Origin of the sequence: Micromonospora sp. DT41, from assembly GCF_049841715.1 — a bacterium.
Lineage (GTDB): Bacteria > Actinomycetota > Actinomycetes > Mycobacteriales > Micromonosporaceae > Micromonospora > Micromonospora profundi.
In genome coordinates, this window is record NZ_JBNCKU010000002.1 from 133,670 (window position 1) to 151,702 (window position 18,033).

An 18,033-nucleotide genomic window follows, 5' to 3' on the forward strand; every position below is an offset into this window, starting at 1 on the left:
CTGCGGCACACGGGTCCGGTCCGGGGGTCGTTCCGGGCGCTTCCGGGCGCTTCGGGCCGTCTCGGGGAGCGGGACGGAAGGTTTCCCGGCTGGTGAGTCGGGAATCGGGTGACGCATACCTCACCGCCGAACCACGGCGGGCAGTGTCCCCCGGGCCGCAATTACGGTAGAAGCGAAGGCAATTCAACGTAGATCTGCCGGCGAAGCGAGGAACCACATGACGGAAGTCAAGCTCGATCACCCCGGTGGGCAGCTGTCGATGCCGGTACATCCTGCGGTCGAGGGCCCCGCTGGCATCGGGGTGAGCAAGCTGCTGAAAGAAACCGGGATGACGACGTACGACCCTGGTTTCGTGAACACCGCGGCCGCCTCATCCGCTATCACCTACATCGACGGCGACGCGGGCATCCTGCGTTACCGGGGGTACCCGATCGAGCAGTTGGCCGAGAAGTCCTCCTTCCTGGAGGTCTCGTACCTGCTCATCTACGGCGAGCTGCCGACCGAGCAGCAGCTGACCGAGTTCACCGAGTGGATTCGGCGGCACTCGCTGCTGCACGAGGAGATGCGCCGCTTCTTCGACGGCTTCCCGCGGGACGCCCACCCGATGGCGGTGCTCTCGTCCGCGGTGAGCGCCCTGTCGACGTTCTACCAGGACAGCCTGGACCCGTTCGACTCCGAGCACGTGGAGATCTCCACGGTCCGGTTGATGGCGAAGGTCCCCACCATCGCCTCGTACGCGTACAAGAAGTCCATCGGGCAGCCGCTGCTCTACCCCGACAACTCCCTGGGGTACGTGGACAACCTGCTGCGGATGACGTTCGGCGTGCCGGCGGAGCCGTACGAGGTCGACCCGGTGATGTCGAAGGTGCTGGACATGCTGTTCGTCCTGCACGCCGACCACGAGCAGAACTGCTCCACGTCGACCGTCCGGCTGGTCGGCTCCAGCAACGCCAACCTGTTCGCCTCGGTCTCGGCCGGCGTGAACGCGCTGTTCGGCCCGCTGCACGGCGGTGCCAACCAGGCCGTGCTGGAGATGCTCGAAAAGATCAACGCTGAGGGTGGCGACGTCCGGTCCTTCGTCCGCAAGGTCAAGGACAAGGAGGACGGCGTCAAGCTGATGGGCTTCGGCCACCGGGTCTACAAGAACTACGACCCGCGGGCGGCGATCGTCAAGAAGGCCGCGCAGGATGTGCTGGGCCGGATGGCCAAGCCGGACCCGCTGCTGGACATCGCCATGGAGTTGGAGGAGATCGCGCTCGACGACGACTTCTTCGTCTCCCGTCGGCTCTACCCGAACGTGGACTTCTACACGGGCCTGATCTACAAGGCCATGGGCTTCCCGACCAAGATGTTCACGGTCCTCTTCGCGCTCGGCCGGCTCCCCGGCTGGATCGCCCAGTGGCGCGAGATGATCAACGACCCGGAGACCAAGATCGGCCGTCCGCGGCAGGTCTACGTCGGCTCCGCCGAGCGGGACTACGTCCCCTTCAGCGAGCGCTGACGCCTCCGCTCTTCGCATCATCGGCAGGCCGTCGACCCGGGATCGGGTGGGCGGCCTGCCGCGTTTCGTTTCGCCGCCCGTCCCGTCGTGCTCGCCAGGTCGCTGTGCCTGCCCCCTTGGTGCCTGTATTCGGCCGCTGTCGAGCTGCCCCAAATCTGGGGCGCGCGTCGCCGCGCTCGTGGATAGCGCCGCCGCCTCGCCCCATTGCTGGGGCAGCTCGACAGGGCTCGCAAGATGTGCGGCGCGCGTCGCACTCTGGTAGATCTCTGGTGGAACGCCGCCCGCCCCATCGATGGGGCAGCTCGACAGGGCTCGGCAGCTCGACGGGGCTCGGCAGCTCGACGGGGCTCGGCAGCTCGACGGGGCTCGGCAGCTCGACGGGGCTCGCAGGATGTGGAGCGTCGTGGCTCTGGTGGAGGGCCGCCGCCCGCCCCATTGGTGGGGCAGCTCGACAGGCTCGCATGGGCGTGGGCGTGGGCGTGGGCGGCTAACCGTGGGTCGGCGCGAGAGGCGGTCTACATCGGCGCTCAAGCGGACCTGCGGCCGCGAATTGCGGGTTGCGGGCCTCTACGGCAGGGGTACGACGTAGGAGTCGACGCGGGCGATCAGCCCGTAGCGGAACGTGAACAGGTCGTTGAAGGCGAACCGGAACGGCCCGTGCTCGACGCTGACGCCGTGGCCCTCGCCGGTGGTGACGACGACAGGTCCGTCCTCGTGGACGCGCTGGACGTCGAGTTGAGGGCTGCCGGTGAACGACGGGTTCTCGATCTCGCCGTCGAACTCCGCCTTGCCGCGGGTCGTCCGGTGCCCGTGAATGACCCACTCGACGTCATCGGTGAGGGTCGCGAGGATGCGCGGGTGGTCGCTGGTCCGGAAGCCGGCGAAGTATTCCGCGACGAGGTCGCGTTGGGTGGTCTGGTTCATGCAGTCCTCCGTGGCGGTGTCGTCTGGTCGTGCTTTAGGTGTGCGGCGAGGGCGTCAAGGATCGAGGCGAGCCCGTCGACCGCCTGGGTGCTGCGCAACTCGGGGGGAAGCCGACGCTGGTGGACCGTGAGATCCGCGCCGCCGCCGTCAGCGGGCTGGATGGTGACGGTCGTGCGCAGGCCGGTGACGGGCTCGTCGAACACGAGTTCGTGCGGCGCGGTGATGCTCACGTAGACGAACCGAAGTCGGCGGGTCGCGCCGTCCGGCGCGCGGGTGTCGAGCGCGAACTCTCCGCCGGGGCGGAGGTCGACTGTCACGGACTCGCCGGGAACGGTGGCGTGTGAACCGCCCCAGAACGCCGCGATGCTCGCCGGGGAGGTGAAGGCGGCCCAGACACGTTCGGGGCTTGCCGACAGGTGGCGCCGGGCGATCAGTTCGTCGCCGTGCAGTGTCGCGCGGGCGGTCATCGGTCCGCTCCGTCGGCGAGGTGTCGCTCGAGCGCGTCGAGTCGGTCGTCCCAGGCCCGCCGCTGCTCGTCGATCCAACCGCTGAGCACCGACAACTGATCGGCCCGCAGTCGGCAGGGACGTCTGGTGCCCTCGCGTCGCTGCTCGACGAGACCACACCGCCGCAGCACGCCGACGTGATGGGAGATGGCCTGCGGCGTCAGGTCGAACGGCTCGGCTAGCTCACCCACGGTGGCGTCACTCTGGGCGAGGCGGGTCACCAGCGCACGACGGACGGGGTCGCCGAGGGCTGCGAAGGCCAGGTCGAGGTCAGGCTCAGACACCGCGAGTGAGGTGGACACGACCCGACCCTAACGCAAACAACCGCTTGCACAAACAACCGCTTGCAAAAGTCGCCCGATCCGTTCAGGCCGGCGGTGATCGACCCGGCTTCACGGAAACCGGGGTGTCCGCAAGGCGGGGACACCCCGGTTTCAAGGAAGGCGAGTCGATCACCGCCGGCCCGAGACGGAAGGCCCGAGACGGAAGGCCCGAGACGGAAGGCCCGAGACGGAAGGCCCGAGACGGAAGGCCCGAGACGGTCGACCCGGGAGGTCGGGTCGGGGCGGTTAGCGCAGGCCGGCGGCGGCCAGGAGGTTGCCTTCGGGTAGCGCCGGCAGCGCCCGCCCCTGGGACATGCGCTGCTCGGCGCGTTCGGCGGTGCACTCGGCGTCGGTGCTGATGGCTGCGGCGTAGCTGGCGGCGGTGTGCTGGGCGATGGCGGACCAGCCGTACTTGTCGTTCACCATCCGGCGGGCGCGGCGTGCCATGGCGCGTGAGCGGTCGCGGTCGGACAGCAGCGCGTCCACGGCGTCGGCGAGCCCGTCGGGGTCGTGGGGGCGGAAGGTCATTCCGGTCACGCCGGGTTCGACGATTTCGGCGAGGCCGCCGGTGGCGGCGACGGCCAGGGGTGCCCCGGCGGCGGCGCCCTCCAGGGCCACCATGCCGAACGGCTCGTAGATGCTGGGCACCGCGAAGCAGTCGGAGGCGGCCATCAGGGCCGGCAGGTCGGTGCCGCCGAGGAAGCCCGGCATGCTGACCATGCCGCCGAGGCCGCGGCGGTGCACCTCGGCCTCCAGTTCGGCACGGTACGGGCCGTCGCCGGCGATCACGGCACGCAGCCCCGGGTGCCGTTGCCGCAGTCGGGGCAGCCCGGCGATCAGGTGCTGGACGCCCTTCTCGTAGACGAGGCGGCCGGCGAAGGTGACAAGCGGGCCGTCTCCGGCGAAGCGGGTGCGGGCGGCGGCGACGGCGCGTGCGGGGACCTTCCAGCGGTGTGGCTCCACGCCGTTGGCGACGACGTCGACCCGACCGGCCGGTACGCCGAACAGGGCGCTCACCTCGTCGCGCATGTAGCCGGAGCAGACGATGACCCGACCGGATTCGCTGCTGAGCCAGTGCTCGACGCCGTGGATGGTGCGGTTCATCTCCTCGGGCAGCCAGCCCTGGTGCCGTCCGGCTTCGGTCGCGTGGATGGTGCTCACCAGCGGGATGTCCAGGTGGTCGCGCAACGTCATCGCGGTGTGGGCGACGAGCCAGTCGTGGGCGTGGATGACGTCGTAGGTGCCGGCTTCGGTGGCGCGCAGCGCGGTGCGGGTGAGGGTGTGGTTGAACGCCATCGTCCAGGCCAGCAGGGAGCCGGTGGCGAGGGGGAACGTCACCGGGTCCTCGGGGGCGCGCAGGATGCGCACGCCGTCGGCGTACTCCTCAAGGGGCGCGCCCTCGCTGTGGCGGGTGACGACTGTGACCTCGTGGCCGGCGGCGGCCAGCGCCACCGACAGCGCGTGGACGTGTCGGCCGAGGCCACCGACGAGCACCGGCGGGTACTCCCAGGACAGCATGAGGATGCGGCGGGTCTGCGGGGGGACTCCCGGGCCGGGCTGCGCCGGCACGATCGCGCCGGGCTGCGGGGAAAGGACGGCCTGCGCGGACATGTCAGCCTGCGCGGGAAGGCCGGTCTGGGCCGGGATCTGGGGCCGGGAGGTCACTGTGGGCCGGTGTGCGCGGTCCACGGTAGCGGCGAGCTGTTGGTCGACCCGCAGGGTCGTCACATCAATCTCCGTCCATGCATGGTGGTACGCGCCGACGTCGGTGGCGGCGAAGCGAGAAGTGGAGGGGGTGGCGCAGGGCCGAGTAGGGCCATGCGCGCGCGTGTCCCCCGACAAGCAAAGGGCATCGAGCGCGATACCGCATCTTCAACGGCATCTTCGTGACGGAGGACACCTGAGGGGCGTTGCGCGCATCAGACAGGCCGATTCCGGTCGCCGCCTGAAAGGATGGATTGGCGCGCCGAGGTGGGGGGCAATACCCGCGTGCGCGCGGGCGACCTCTGCCGGCGCGCCGTGGCGCGGTGCGCACATGACCATGCTTTGAAGGAGCGACATGCAGGTCTGGCCGGGCGAGCGGTATCCCCTGGGCGCCACCTACGACGGGATGGGCACCAACTTCGCCATCTTCTCCGAGGTGGCCGAGCGGATCGAGTTGTGCCTCTTCGACGAGTGGGACACCGGCGCGGAGCGCCGGGTCGAGCTGCGCGAGGTGGACGCCTACGTGTGGCACGCGTACCTGCCGGGCATCGAGCCGGGGCAGCGTTACGGCTACCGGGTGTACGGCCCGTACGACCCGGCGAACGGGCTGCGCTGCAACCCGCACAAGCTGCTGCTCGACCCGTACGCCAAGGCCATCGATGGTGACGTGGAGTGGGACCCGGCGGTCTACGACTACGACATGGCCGAGCCGGAGCGGATGAACGAGACGGACTCGGCGCCGTTCATGCCGAAGTCGGTGGTGGTCAACCCGTACTTCGACTGGGGCAACGACAAGCCGCCGCGCACCCCGTACCACCATTCGGTGATCTACGAGGCGCACGTACGCGGGCTGACGATGCGCCACCCGGACATCCCGGAGGAACTGCGCGGCACGTACGCGGGAATCGCCTCCCCGCCGATGATCGAATACTTGACCCGGCTCGGGGTGACGGCCATCGAGTTGATGCCGGTGCACCAGTTCGTCCACGATCACCGCCTGGCCGATCTGGGGCTGCGCAACTACTGGGGCTACAACACGATCGGCTTCTTCGCCCCGCACCACGGCTACTCGGCGCTGGGCCGTCTCGGCCAGCAGGTGCAGGAGTTCCGGGGCATGGTCAAGGCGCTGCACGCCGCCGGTATCGAGGTCATCCTCGACGTGGTCTACAACCACACGGCCGAGGGCAACCACCTGGGGCCGACGCTGAGCTTCAAGGGTGTGGACGCGCCCAGCTACTACCGGCTGAGCGAGGAGGACCGCCGCTACTTCGTCGACTACACGGGCACCGGCAACAGCCTCAACGTGCGCAGCCCGCACTCGCTGCAACTGATCATGGATTCGTTGCGGTACTGGGTGACCGAGATGCACGTCGACGGTTTCCGCTTCGACCTGGCGGCCACCCTTGCCCGCGAGTTCTACGAGGTCGACAGGCTGTCGACGTTCTTCGAGGTGGTGCAGCAGGACCCGGTGGTCAGCCAGGTCAAGCTGATCGCCGAGCCGTGGGACGTCGGTCCCGGCGGCTACCAGGTGGGCAACTTCCCGCCGCTGTGGACGGAGTGGAACGGCAAGTACCGCGACACGGTGCGGGATTTCTGGCGCGGCGAGCCGGCCACCCTCGCGGAGTTCGCGTCGCGGATCTCCGGCTCGGCCGACCTCTACCAGGACGACGGGCGCCGGCCGTTCCACAGCATCAACTTCGTTACCGTCCACGACGGGTTCACGCTCAACGACCTGGTGTCGTACAACGACAAGCACAACGAGGCGAACGGCGAGGACAACCGCGACGGCGAGAGCCACAACCGATCGTGGAACTGCGGTGTAGAGGGTGAAACCGACGACGAGGGGGTGCTCGCCCTGCGGGCCAAGCAGCGACGCAACTTCCTGGCCACGCTGATGCTGTCGCAGGGCGTGCCGATGATCGGCCACGGTGACGAGTTGGGTCGCACCCAGCGGGGCAACAACAACGCGTACTGCCAGGACAGCGAGCTGGCCTGGATCGACTGGGACAACGCCGACGAGCAGTTGCTGGACTTCGTCCGTACGCTCACCGACTTCCGTAAACGGCATCAGGTGTTCCGCCGCCGCCGGTTCTTCACAGGCCTGCCGGTGGGCGGGCGTGGCAGCGACGAGCCGCTGCCCGATCTGGCCTGGTACACCCCGGACGGGCGGGAGATGACAGGCGAGGACTGGGGTAACGACTTCGGCCGCTCGGTCGCGCTGTTCGTGAACGGTGAGGGCATCCGGGAGCGCGGCCAGTACGGCCAGCGTCACGTCGACGCCTCGTTCCTGCTGTGCTTCAACGCCCACGACGCGGCGCTGGACTTCACGATGCCGGGCAGCGAGTACGGCCAGAAGTGGGAACGGGTGATCAGCACCGCCGAGCCCGCCCCGGACGACGTCACGGTGATCAGCGCGGGCGGCACCATCCGGGTGCCGGACCGCTCCCTCGTGGTGTTGGAGAGGACGATCTGAGATGGCGGCCACCCCTGCAAAGGCCACCGAACACGCCACCGTACAAGCCACCTATCGCGTCCAGGTCCGCCCCGGCTTCGACCTGGACGCCACCGCCGGCATCGTCGACTACCTCGCCGACCTGGGCGTCAGTCACCTCTACAGCGCGCCCCTGCTGGCAGCCACTCCCGGGTCGGCGCACGGCTACGACGTTGTCGACCACCGGACCGTCAACCCGGAGGTGGGCGGCGAGGCGGGCCGGCAGCGACTGCTGCGCGCCCTGCGCGAGGCGGGGCTCGGCCTTGTCGTCGACATCGTGCCCAACCACGCGGGTGTTGCCGTGCCGCCGGCCAACCCGGCCTGGTGGGACGTGCTGCGCCGGGGCCGTGACTCGGCGTACGCCGACTGGTTCGACATCGACTGGGACCGGGGCCGGCTGCTGCTGCCGGTGCTGGCCGACGACCCGGCCGCCCTGGACGACCTCAAGCTGGTGGACGGGGAGCTGCGCTACCACGAGCACCGCTTCCCGATCGCTGACGGCACCGGCGACGGCAGCGCGCGGGAAGTGCACGACAGGCAGCACTACGAGCTGATCTCCTGGCGGCGCGGTGACGCCGAGCTGACGTACCGCCGGTTCTTCGCCATCACGGGCCTGGCGGGCCTGCGCGTGGAGGACCCGGCGGTGTTCGCGGCCACCCACGAGCTGATCCTGCGCTGGGCGGCCGACGGGGAGGTCGACGGCATCCGCGTCGACCACCCGGACGGGCTGCGGGACCCGGCCGGCTACCTGGCGCGGCTGCGGGAGGCCGCGCCGGACGTCTGGCTCGTGGTGGAGAAGATCCTGGAGTACGGCGAGGAGCTGCCGGACTGGCCGGTGGACGGCACCACCGGCTACGACGCCCTGGCACTGGTCGGCGGGCTCTTCGTCGACACCGACGCCGAGGGTGACTTCACCGCGCTGGACACCCGCCTCGCGGGGCACCACACCTCGTGGGAGGACCTGACCCACGCCACCAAGCTGGCCGCCGCCACCCGACTGCTCGCCGCCGAGCTGACCCGGCTGGCCGCCCTCGCCCCCGAGGTGCCCACCGAGCTGGCCCGCGCGGCGCTCGCCGAGCTGGCCGCCGCGTTCGCGGTCTACCGCGGCTACCCGCCGCACGGTGCCCGGCACCTCGCTGCCGCGCGCTCCGAGGCGGGCCGCCGCCGCCCCGACCTGGCCGCTGCCCTGGACGCGGTCACCCGCAGGCTGCGCGACAGCGAGGACGAGCTGGCCCAACGGTTCCCACAGCTCACCGGCGCGGTGATGGCCAAGGGCGTGGAGGACACCGCGTTCTACCGCTGGACCCGGTTCGTGGCGCTCAACGAGGTCGGCGACAACCCCACCCGCTTCGGGGTGCCACCGGCGGAGTTCCACCGCTTCGCCGCCGCCCAGCAGGTCCGCTGGCCGGCCAGCATGACCACCGTCTCCACCCACGACACGAAACGCGGCGAGGACGTCCGTGCCCGCCTCGCCGTGCTCAGCGAACTGCCGGGCCGCTGGGCCGAGCAGGTCAAGGCCTGGATGGAGTACGCGCCGCTGCCCGACCCGGCCTTCGCCCACCTGCTCTGGCAGACCGCCGTCGGCGCGTGGCCGATCGAGCGGGAGAGGCTGCACGCGTACGCCGAGAAGGCAGCCCGGGAGGCCGCGGCCTCGACCAGTTGGGCGGACCCCGACCCGGGCTTCGAGCAGGCCCTGCACACCCTTGTCGACCTGATGTACGACGACCCGAGCCTGCACGACGAGCTGACCGAACTCGCCGCGGCGATCACCCCGGCCGGCTGGTGCAACTCGCTCGGGCAGAAGCTGATCCAGCTCACCATGCCCGGTGTGCCGGACACCTACCAGGGCACCGAGCTGTGGGACAACTCCCTCGTCGACCCGGACAACCGCCGCCCGGTCGACTTCGACGTACGCCGGGAGATGCTGGCGCGGATCGACGGCGGCTGGCGTCCCCCGGTCGACACCGACGGCGCCGCGAAGCTCCTCGTCGTGTCGCGGACCCTGCGCCTGCGGCGGGCGCACCCGGAGCTGTTCACCTCCTACCGGCCGGTGCCGGCGCACGGGCCGCAGGGGCGGCACGTGGTGGCCTTCGACAGAGGTGGCGCGATCGCCGTGGCGACCCGCCTGCCGCTCGGACTGGCGCGTGCCGGTGGGTGGTGTGACACAGTTCTGTCGCTTGGTGTTAACGAGGTGAAGGACCTGTTCACCGGCCGGGTCTACAGTGGCGGGGAGACCTCGCTGGACAACCTTCTGTCCGACTATCCCGTCGCTCTGCTGGCTCCCACTGATTCCGTGGAGGCTGCTTCATGACCGAATTCTCCGTGTGGGCGCCGGACGCCAGCCGGGTCCGGCTGCGCCTGGCCGGCGACGTCGACCACGAGATGCGCGCCGCCGCCGACGGCTGGTGGCGGGTCGAGGTGCCCGACGCCGGCCCCGACTACTCCTTTCTGCTGAACGACGACGAAACCCCGCTGCCCGACCCCCGGTCGCAGTGGCAGCCTGCTGGTGTGCACGGGCCGAGCCGCCGCTACGACCATCATGCGTTCCAGTGGAGTGATTCCTCCTGGACGGGCCGGCAACTGCCCGGCAGCATCCTCTACGAGCTGCACATCGGCACGTTCACCCCGGAAGGCACCTTCGACGCGGCCATCGGCCGCCTCGACCACCTGGTGAACCTCGGCGTCGACCTGATCGAGCTGCTCCCGGTCAACGCCTTCAACGGCGAACACAACTGGGGGTACGACGGCGTCTGCTGGTTTGCCCCGCACGAGCCCTACGGCGGCCCCGACGGGCTGAAACGGTTCGTCGACGCCGCACACGCTCGCGGGTTGGGGGTGATCCTCGACGTCGTCTACAACCATTTCGGGCCCTCCGGGGCCTACGCGCCACGGTTCGGGCCCTACCTCGCCGAGCAGAGCAACACGTGGGGCCGCTCGATCAACCTGGACGGCCCGCACTCCGACGAGGTACGCCGCTACATCATCGACAGCGTCCTCATGTGGCTGCGCGACTACCACGTCGACGGGCTACGCCTCGACGCCGTGCACGCGCTGCCTGACTCGCGGGCGGTGCCGCTCTTGGAAGAGCTGGCGGTTTCCGTCGAATCGCTGTCGACGCACCTGGGTCGGCCGTTGTCGCTGATCGCCGAATCGGACCTCAACGATCCACGGCTCATCACGCCTCGGGAGGCGGGCGGGTTCGGGCTGCACGCGCAGTGGAACGACGATGCCCACCACGCGCTGCACACGCTGCTGACGGGGGAGCGGCAGGGCTACTACGGGGACTTCGGATCTTTGGAGACGCTGTCGGACGTGCTCACCGGCGGGTTCTTCCACGCCGGCACCTGGTCCAGCTTCCGCAACCGGCAGCATGGGCGGCCCGTCGACCCTCGGATTCCTGGGCATCGGTTCGTGGCGTACCTGCAGAACCACGACCAGATCGGCAACCGCGCCACTGGCGATCGGATCTCCGCCTCCCTGTCGCCTTCTCTGCTGCGGGTGGGGGCCATGTTGCTGATGACCGCGCCCTTCACGCCGATGCTGTTCATGGGGGAGGAGTGGGCTGCCTCTACGCCGTGGCAGTTCTTCACCTCGCACCCCGAGCCGGAGCTGGCCTCTGCCGTGCGGACCGGGCGGCGGCGGGAGTTCGCGTCGCACGGATGGCCGGAAGGGGACGTGCCCGACCCGCAGGACCCGGAGACGTTCGTACGGTCGCGGTTGGACTGGGCGGAGCTGGACAAGCCTGAGCATGCATCGATGTTGTCGTTTTACCAGCGGTTGATTGCCTTGCGGCGGTCTGCGCCTGACCTGTCGGATCCTCGGATGCACGCGGTGTCTGTGCAGCACGGGGATCAGTTCCTGCTGATGCGGCGGGGGGAGACGCTTGTTGTCGCCAACTTCGCTGGGCGGGGGCAGGGGGTGTCGTTGCCTGGCGTGGCTCGGCGGGTGCTGTTGGCTACGGGGGAGGGCGTCACTGTGATGCGTGACCGGATCGAGTTGCCAGCGGAGACTGCGGCGATCGTGGCGCTCTGAGAGGACGTCTGATTCACATATTTTGCGAGCGATGCTGTCTTCGGGCTTTTCGCCAGGTGGGGTGGTTTCATCGGGGACGCGTTGGTGAGGTTGTCGATCATCGCGATGCGGATCATGCTGGCGGAGTTATCGGATAGTGCTTCGTAGTCGCGGGCGAGGCGTCGGTGTTGCATGATCCAGCCGAGGGTGCGTTCGACGACCCAGCGGCGTTTGACCACGGAGATTGTTCTTGAAGCCGGCGTCGACCCAGGCCTTGGCCAGGGCTGGGTGAGTGGCTTTGGCCTGGTCGAGCAGGTCAATCCGATGGTGCTGTCGCTGGTGCGGGCAGCGGTGACGACGACGGCGAGGAGCAGGCCGAGTGTGTGGTGACAATGCCCCGCTTGCGTCCGACTACCTTCTTGTCGGCGTGGATGCCCTGGGTGGGTAGGGGTGCGTTGGTGGAGGTCTTCACGCTCTGGCTGTCGATGATGCAGGCCGATGGTTGCGCGGCGCGGCCGGCTTTGGTGCGGGTCGGTCCGGTGAGCTGGTAGTTGAGCTGGGTGAAGATGCCGTCGGTGGTCCAGGCGGTGAAGTAGCCGTAGGCGGTCTGCCAGGGCGGGAAGTCGTGCGGCGGGTAGCGCCAGGCGATGCCGGTGCGGTTGACGTACAGGATGGCGTTGAAGATCTCGCGAAGGTCGTGGGTAGCGGTGCGTCCGCCCACGCCGGCGTCGGTGCGGTCCTGACGCCAGGCGTTCAGGGGTGGTGCGATCAACGCCCAGCGGGCGTCGGACAGGTCGGAGGGGTAAGCCGGTCGCTCAACCATGGCGTAGGTCTACTGTGGACGAATCGCGGTGGATCGCACCCGTAGTCCGACGATACGAGTGCTTTTCTGAACCAGACACGTTCCGCGGAACGAAGCTGGCATATCGATGCGACATCAGTCAGGGCAAATAGTGCGGATAGCCGCGAGTCGTCGGCTTGCTGACCTGGCAGCCAGCAAGCCGAATGCTGTCGACCCCAGGCAGAAACGATCAAAACGCCCAGTGAGAGCGCGTTTGGTTTGTGGGTGAGCTGGGTGTGTCGCACAGCGGTCTGATCGATGAGCGTGACTCGGTCGGTAGGCAGGTATGGATCGAGTGCGACGGCGTCCGTCTGACCTGACCGACGCTGAGTGGGAGATCATTGAGCCGATGCTGCCGTCTCCGCAGTGGATGGGGCAGACCAGAAAATACACTCGCCGGGCCGTCATCGACGCCATCTTATACGTGGTGCGTACCGGCGGCGCGTGGCGGTACCTGCCAGACGACTTCCCGCCGTGGCAGACCTGTACGCGCACTTCACGCGCCTGAACAGTCGGGGCGTGACCGAGCGGATCCTGTGCGAACTACGCGAGCAGATCCGGGTGGCTCACGGCCGTCAGCCCGAGCCGACGGCGGGGACCATTGACTCGCAGAGCGTGAAGGGCGCCGACTCCATGCCCCGCGACTCCCGCGGCTATGACGCTGGCAAGAAGATCAACGGCCGGAAGCGGTTCATCGTCACCGACACCCTCGGTCTGCTGGTCACCGTCTGGGTCCTGGCCGCGTCCTGGCAGGACCGCGACGGCGCCAAAGGCGCCCTGCTCGCCACCTACGCAGCCACGCCGATCCGGCATGTCTTCGCCGACTCCGGTTTCGCCGGTCGCCTCGTCGACTGGGCCCGCGACCTGCTGCGCACCACCGTCGAGATCGTCCGCAAACCCGCCGACCAGAAAGGCTTCGTCGTACACCCGCGTCGCTGGGTCGTCGAACGGACCCTGGCCCGGATCACCGCTCACTGCCGCCTGGCCCGCGACTACGAAACCCACCGCACAATGAGATGCTTCTATAGCTGTCCCGACCCTGAACGGCGCCCACCTAGCCACCAGCACCACTTGACAGCTATAGAAGCATCCCAATGTCAGGGGCCATGATCCGATGGGCCGCCCCCGGCGGCATGCTCCGCCGTCTCACCCGAGGCAGACCCGCCACCCGCCAACAACGCCGCACCTTCAACACACCCGACTGACAGCAATGTAAACTGCTCTGAAGACGCATTTATCAGACTAAACGCGAACACGCTGAAGCGAAGGAGGCAATCAACCGACCCGCAAAACGTTTATACAGGCACCGACCGCCTTATGTCACGTCTGTGCGGAGTGGTGCAGCGCCTACCCAAGTCCGCCGTCCTTGCTGATGAAGGATGGGCCGTGGCAGCAAGGTGCGCCACCTGCTGCCACGTCGGATGACGGCGAGGAAGCCGAATCGGCGGCACGTACTCCGAAGTAGGTCGGCTTAGCGCGTGTATCGCGCTCCGACTAGGGGCGCGACTTGGAGTAGGCGCGCGACAGGTAAGCTGGGAAACCCAACAGCGTGGCTAGGCGACTAGGCGCCGGAGTAGTTGAGCAAGTTCGGCTGGCACCTCTGTGGTTCGCATAAGACCAGCAATCCTCACTCCATCGTGACGCTTCTTGAACCTGACACCGAATTCGCGGCAGACGGAGTCAAGAAGCTCGTCACCCGGAACAAGGTCCATCTTTTTGCCTTGCCACTGGCTATTGACGTGCTCTTCTTCGTGTTTCAGCAGCCTCTCCGTTTCTGCGGCTCGTGCTCCCAGTGCCTCGGCCTGGCGGCGAAGCTCCGAAGCCACCCTGCTAGAAAAATCGTCGTCGGAACTCTCTTCGAAAATCGCTTCGCGATCAAAAAATACTGGCCGACACGACGCTCGAAGCACCCTTTTTTCGATCGCGAACTGTCGAAGTTTGTCCGCACATTCCGAAAGTCGACGTGTCACCAGATCCTCTGTTACGTCGCTGAATTCGCTATTCTGGAGGCGTCGCTTTTCCTGAATAAATTCCGTTAGCGGCCTAGGGGTGGCGAGGTAATTCTCCATCTCGCGTCGCTGCAGGACGTGAACGTGAGCGATTCCTTCGAGGCGAGCGCGAAGCGCAGCGATATCTTCATCACTCGACTCATCCCGATCGAGAATAAATGACATCTTAACTCGCCGCTTAGTAAGAATTTCGATCGTCGATCGGCTAGCGTAGTGAGTGAAGTTGCGAGAGCTCCCCATTACGACGAACCCTACATTCGCTTGGCCGAAATTGACACCTGCTCGGGGAGCTAACTCTCGAAGGACCGCCTCATCCGAAGCGCCCTCTACAAACACTAACCGATCATACATGAAAAGTGAACTGAGCCTTATGCCGAGCTCCTCTGGAATAGCAATCTCAGCTTGCTCATAATCCAGCAGACTCACAGTCACCCATGGGTCCCGCCTGGTGAGGTACACGTTACGCATATCTGAAGTGTCTAGGAAGTTCGTCGAGTGGGTTGTGACAAAGATCTGCGTACGTGCGCTCGCGGCTTTCAAATAGCGAAGCATGCTGACCTCGAGGGCTGGGTGCAGGTGAACCTCAGGCTCTTCTACTAATAAAAGATCGGGAGAACCAAGCTCGTTGTCCAGCACAAGGCGTAGTGCCTCTCGTATTCCTGCACCATTCATTTCAACTAAAACCTCATCGACATCCATCTCGGCTCGACTCTCGCCATGCTCGCTTTCGAATGCATCGATGCTCACCCCCAGCAGAGACTGAACCGTCTCCTGAATATTGCGCAAAACTTCGGGACCCTTGCGCCGCGTTTTCAGTGCGAGCAAACGGTGAGCCTCTTCCCGACCAACAGGGTCACGACGATCGCGAAGATGCAGAACCTTTAGTTGAGCCACGCGCCCTAGAATGGAGAGCGCGTATTTGGGTATTATCTCAGCCTCGCCCGAAAATGTTCCGATCAAATTCTTGAGCGGTTCAACCTCGGCCTGCCGGGCAACTTCTTCGGCCGACGCGGCTAATGCTTCCAAGTGCCGACGAAACTCGGCATATGAGTTCGAGCGTCGTATAGCGTCTTCCACTTCGAATGCCACCTCTGAGCCACTAAATACGGAGTGCCTAAGGTAGCGCCCACGAGTGGTTCGACCTCGTTCATCCATCTCTCTCTTTAGCATTTGGTACTCTTCGGAATCGAGACGGCCGCCGATTGCTAGCAGCTCGGACGCCTTATAATCTGCGCGGTTTCCAGTAAGCCGCCGCGCCAAGAGCTCCAGCGCTGAATCTGCATCTACCGAAAACAGTATTCGCGCTTGATCGCCCTCCGTGTTTGCGTTTGACGCTCCGACGAGTGCGATTTGAGAGACGAAGGCGAATGGAATTTCATTCGGTATCGATGTTGCCTCGATCTTGAGTCGCTCAGCCACACCGACACTGTCGAGTGCGTGTTTCATCTGAGGCGCCTCGGCAATCAACTCTGCCACAATCTCCTGGGTCTCCTCCAGATTCAGCTGCAAGCTGACAGAGATTTTGATTGGTGAGGCGGGATTCTCGCTGCGATGGAAGTCAAAAGATCGGCCGAATGCGGAGCTTGTCTCTGACTTCTTCACATCGTTAAGTGCAACCACGGATCCGGAGGAAACGACGGAGAAGAAGCTGTCCAGCGCGTTTAGGATAGTAGATTTTCCAGAATTGTTCTTGCCGATCAGGACATTCAAATTTCCGCAATCTTCCAAAGAAGTTGAGTCAATGCCGCGAAACTTGCTGATGTTAATGCCTTGGACCTGCACGGCCACCTCCTGAACCAGGGTGAGCGGATGATTGTACGACATCTCGCAAGAATACCCCGCCGTGTCACGCGACTAAAGGGCAAACTATGCGTCGTCTTGCCACTTGACAAGACGCCCGTCGCCGGGTATTGGTTCTCGGCGTGCCTAAAGTATGGAGCTTCCTCTTAATGGTGGGCTAGGCGTCACCGCTGGCTGGCTGGCTTACGCGATCATCGGCTTCACGTTGCCGCTCGGGACGGTGGCGGACTCGACTGCATTGAGTCACCGGGACAAGAGCGGAAGATGTTTCATCTTCTTGTCGGGTTCTTGGTAACAGCTAGAGCGCTCGACCGAGGCTTCGTTGACGAATATTGCGCTGGGTCCTTGATCCACCTCTCGCGCGAGTCGAGTGTCGCGACGCCGTCCTGAGAGTTCCACGACTCGCGCCTTCCTCACTTGACGAGCAGCATGCTGCCGTCTGGGTCGGTGATAAGGCGGCCTGCGGTGGCGTGGAAGTGACCCGGTGGCGCACCAGCTGGCGGTATCCGTTCGGGTTATGGCGCGACGATAGCCGATACCGGCCGTGCGGTGCATGACGGAGCCGGCGAGGTGCGGGGCGGCGACTTGAGTATCACCACGATGGCGCTCTACCGGTGTAACGTCATTTCGTCGGGATAGAGGTCCGTGGGCCACATCTTAGTCCTATACCTGGAAGCGGGCGAAGGTATGGTGACGAGGCCGGACACCATCGGTGCCAGGATTCGGTACTGGCGAACGCGTCGTGGCGGTATGACTCAAGCCGTCCTCGCTGGACTCGCTGGCGTCACCCAGTCCTACGTTTCGCAGGTCGAGTCGGGCCGGAAGACCATCGACCGTCGCTCCACCCTGGTCGCTCTCGCCGCCGCGCTCCAGATCACGGTGGCTGACCTGCTCGGTCAGGGTACGGAGTCCGGCGATCCGGCCCGGGAGAGCGCCGCCGAGTGTGTACCCGCGATTTGGTCGGCCCTCATCGAGATCGAGGACGGGGAGCGCCGTCCGTCGACCTACACAGCGGATCGATTGGCGGCCGAGATCGCTCGGGTCGATCAGCTCCGCAATGCGTGCAACTACCCGGCCTTGGCCCGCGTCCTCCCGGGACTGCTGCCCGAAGCCGCCGCCGTGGGTGGGACGACGCTCGCTCAGGTCGCCTACCTGGCTTCCACCTGCCTCCGGCGCCTTGGCTACCGCCATCTGGCCCTCAACGCCGCCCGGGTATCGGTATCCGCTGCTGAGGACGTCGAAGATCGAGCACGGATAGGTGCCTCCCGGTTCGTGTATGCGCAGAGCCTGCCGATCGAGTCCGCACGCTTGACGGCCAGGGCCGCTGACCGTTCGCTGGTGGAGCTTCAGGGAGATGCCGCTGACGTTCGGGTGCGACAAATGCTTGGTCAACTTCACCTTATGGCTGCGCTGGCGTCGGCCGTAGATGCTCGTCCGGATGTTGCCCGCGATCACCTCGCCGAGGCCGCGCGCGAGGCGGCGAGCCTGGGTGACCCGGCCGACGGTGGTGGCTTCAACGGCTGCTGCTTCGGGCCGACTAACATGGGGCTTTGGCGAATGTCTATCGCGGCGGAACAGGGCGAGTCCGGCAAGGTGATCGAGCAGTCCCGGACGGTACGGCCGCAGGTGCTCAAGGCATCGAATCGCCAGCTGTCCTACTGGCTCGACCTCGGTCGAGCCTTGGCGGACGGCGGACGGCGGACGGCGGGATGCCGAAGCTCTTGCCGCGTTCGTGCAGGCCGAGCGGGCAGCACCGATCCCGTTCGCCATCAACCCGCTCGCCCGCGATGCCGTGGTGACTCTTGCCCAGCGCGCCCAGCGCCGTGCCATCCCCGACGAACTTCGCCTGCTCGCCGGCCGCATCGGCATCAACCTGGCCGCATAACTGCCAGTAATCACGGCATTACCGACCCGCTCTACCGT

The 18,033-nt window shown here is 66.5% G+C and carries 11 protein-coding genes and 2 pseudogenes; 7 read left to right on the forward strand and 6 right to left on the reverse strand.

What is annotated here, in order from left to right; translation table 11 throughout:
• The first annotated feature begins 217 nt into the window (after positions 1 to 217).
• On the forward strand, positions 218 to 1,501 hold the full coding sequence (locus ACLQ23_RS04520) for a citrate synthase (protein WP_053659603.1): 1,284 nt from the start codon (positions 218 to 220) through the stop codon (positions 1,499 to 1,501).
• A 567-nt stretch (positions 1,502 to 2,068) separates the two neighbouring features.
• Here the strand turns inward: ACLQ23_RS04520 and ACLQ23_RS04525 are convergent.
• From ACLQ23_RS04525 to ACLQ23_RS04540, 4 genes are all read right to left on the reverse strand, one after another.
• Positions 2,069 to 2,425, reverse strand: coding sequence for a nuclear transport factor 2 family protein (locus tag ACLQ23_RS04525; RefSeq protein ID WP_425880376.1), 357 nt, complete (start codon positions 2,423 to 2,425; stop codon positions 2,069 to 2,071).
• Positions 2,422 to 2,892: an SRPBCC family protein gene (locus ACLQ23_RS04530; RefSeq protein WP_355631474.1), complete on the reverse strand. Its 471-nt coding sequence runs from the start codon at positions 2,890 to 2,892 to the stop codon at positions 2,422 to 2,424. The genes ACLQ23_RS04525 and ACLQ23_RS04530 overlap by 4 nt, the downstream gene beginning before the upstream one ends.
• Positions 2,889 to 3,233, reverse strand: coding sequence for an ArsR/SmtB family transcription factor (locus ACLQ23_RS04535; RefSeq protein WP_355594942.1), 345 nt, complete (start codon positions 3,231 to 3,233; stop codon positions 2,889 to 2,891). Before ACLQ23_RS04535 ends, ACLQ23_RS04530 begins: the two co-directional genes overlap by 4 nt.
• 267 nt (positions 3,234 to 3,500) lie before the next feature.
• Positions 3,501 to 4,982, reverse strand: coding sequence for a glycosyltransferase family 4 protein (locus tag ACLQ23_RS04540; protein WP_425735546.1), 1,482 nt, complete (start codon positions 4,980 to 4,982; stop codon positions 3,501 to 3,503).
• A 331-nt stretch (positions 4,983 to 5,313) separates the two neighbouring features.
• On the opposite strand from ACLQ23_RS04540, the gene glgX reads away from it, so the two are divergent.
• The 3 genes from glgX to treZ are packed head-to-tail and all read left to right on the forward strand — an operon-like array spanning position 5,314 to position 11,481.
• Positions 5,314 to 7,431 carry a glycogen debranching protein GlgX gene (glgX, locus tag ACLQ23_RS04545; RefSeq protein ID WP_425735547.1) on the forward strand — a complete coding sequence of 706 codons (2,118 nt, stop codon included), beginning with the start codon at positions 5,314 to 5,316 and terminating at the stop codon, positions 7,429 to 7,431.
• A 1-nt stretch (position 7,432) separates the two neighbouring features.
• Positions 7,433 to 9,760, forward strand: coding sequence for a malto-oligosyltrehalose synthase (gene treY, locus ACLQ23_RS04550; protein WP_425880377.1), 2,328 nt, complete (start codon positions 7,433 to 7,435; stop codon positions 9,758 to 9,760).
• The gene (gene treZ / locus ACLQ23_RS04555) at positions 9,757 to 11,481 is read left to right on the forward strand and encodes a malto-oligosyltrehalose trehalohydrolase (protein ID WP_425880378.1); all 1,725 of its coding nucleotides are present in this window, start codon (positions 9,757 to 9,759) and stop codon (positions 11,479 to 11,481) included. Before treY ends, treZ begins: the two co-directional genes overlap by 4 nt.
• 57 nt (positions 11,482 to 11,538) lie before the next feature.
• On the opposite strand, the pseudogene ACLQ23_RS04560 reads toward treZ, so the two are convergent.
• Positions 11,539 to 12,283 (reverse strand): annotated as a pseudogene (locus ACLQ23_RS04560) (IS5 family transposase); the annotation flags it as partial.
• A gap of 388 nt (positions 12,284 to 12,671) precedes the next feature.
• On the opposite strand from ACLQ23_RS04560, the gene ACLQ23_RS04565 reads away from it, so the two are divergent.
• Together ACLQ23_RS04565 and ACLQ23_RS04570 are read left to right on the forward strand one after the other, a co-directional pair.
• Positions 12,672 to 12,809, forward strand: a complete 138-nt coding sequence (locus ACLQ23_RS04565; protein WP_425880437.1) for a transposase — start codon at positions 12,672 to 12,674, stop codon at positions 12,807 to 12,809.
• Between the two features lie 11 nt (positions 12,810 to 12,820).
• Complete coding sequence (locus ACLQ23_RS04570) at positions 12,821 to 13,411, forward strand: transposase (protein ID WP_425880379.1); 591 nt, start codon at positions 12,821 to 12,823, stop codon at positions 13,409 to 13,411.
• Positions 13,412 to 13,854: 443 nt separating this feature from the next.
• Here ACLQ23_RS04570 and ACLQ23_RS04575 read toward each other — a convergent pair whose 3' ends face one another.
• Positions 13,855 to 16,134 carry an AAA family ATPase gene (locus ACLQ23_RS04575; protein ID WP_355631454.1) on the reverse strand — a complete coding sequence of 760 codons (2,280 nt, stop codon included), beginning with the start codon at positions 16,132 to 16,134 and terminating at the stop codon, positions 13,855 to 13,857.
• Between the two features lie 663 nt (positions 16,135 to 16,797).
• Here ACLQ23_RS04575 and ACLQ23_RS04580 point away from each other — a divergent pair.
• Positions 16,798 to 17,995 (forward strand): annotated as a pseudogene (locus tag ACLQ23_RS04580) (helix-turn-helix domain-containing protein).
• Positions 17,996 to 18,033 lie beyond the last annotated feature (38 nt).

What these genes read in the sequence shown, in the direction of transcription:
- ACLQ23_RS04520 (WP_053659603.1), top strand. Translation starts at nt 218, where the DNA reads ATGACGGAAGTCAAGCTCGATCACCCCGGTGGGCAGCTGTCGATGCCG.
- ACLQ23_RS04525 (WP_425880376.1), bottom strand. Translation starts at nt 2,425, where the DNA reads ATGAACCAGACCACCCAACGCGACCTCGTCGCGGAATACTTCGCCGGC.
- ACLQ23_RS04530 (WP_355631474.1), bottom strand. Translation starts at nt 2,892, where the DNA reads ATGACCGCCCGCGCGACACTGCACGGCGACGAACTGATCGCCCGGCGC.
- glgX (WP_425735547.1), top strand. Translation starts at nt 5,314, where the DNA reads ATGCAGGTCTGGCCGGGCGAGCGGTATCCCCTGGGCGCCACCTACGAC.
- treY (WP_425880377.1), top strand. Translation starts at nt 7,433, where the DNA reads ATGGCGGCCACCCCTGCAAAGGCCACCGAACACGCCACCGTACAAGCC.
- treZ (WP_425880378.1), top strand. Translation starts at nt 9,757, where the DNA reads ATGACCGAATTCTCCGTGTGGGCGCCGGACGCCAGCCGGGTCCGGCTG.
- ACLQ23_RS04565 (WP_425880437.1), top strand. Translation starts at nt 12,672, where the DNA reads ATGGGGCAGACCAGAAAATACACTCGCCGGGCCGTCATCGACGCCATC.
- ACLQ23_RS04575 (WP_355631454.1), bottom strand. Translation starts at nt 16,134, where the DNA reads ATGTCGTACAATCATCCGCTCACCCTGGTTCAGGAGGTGGCCGTGCAG.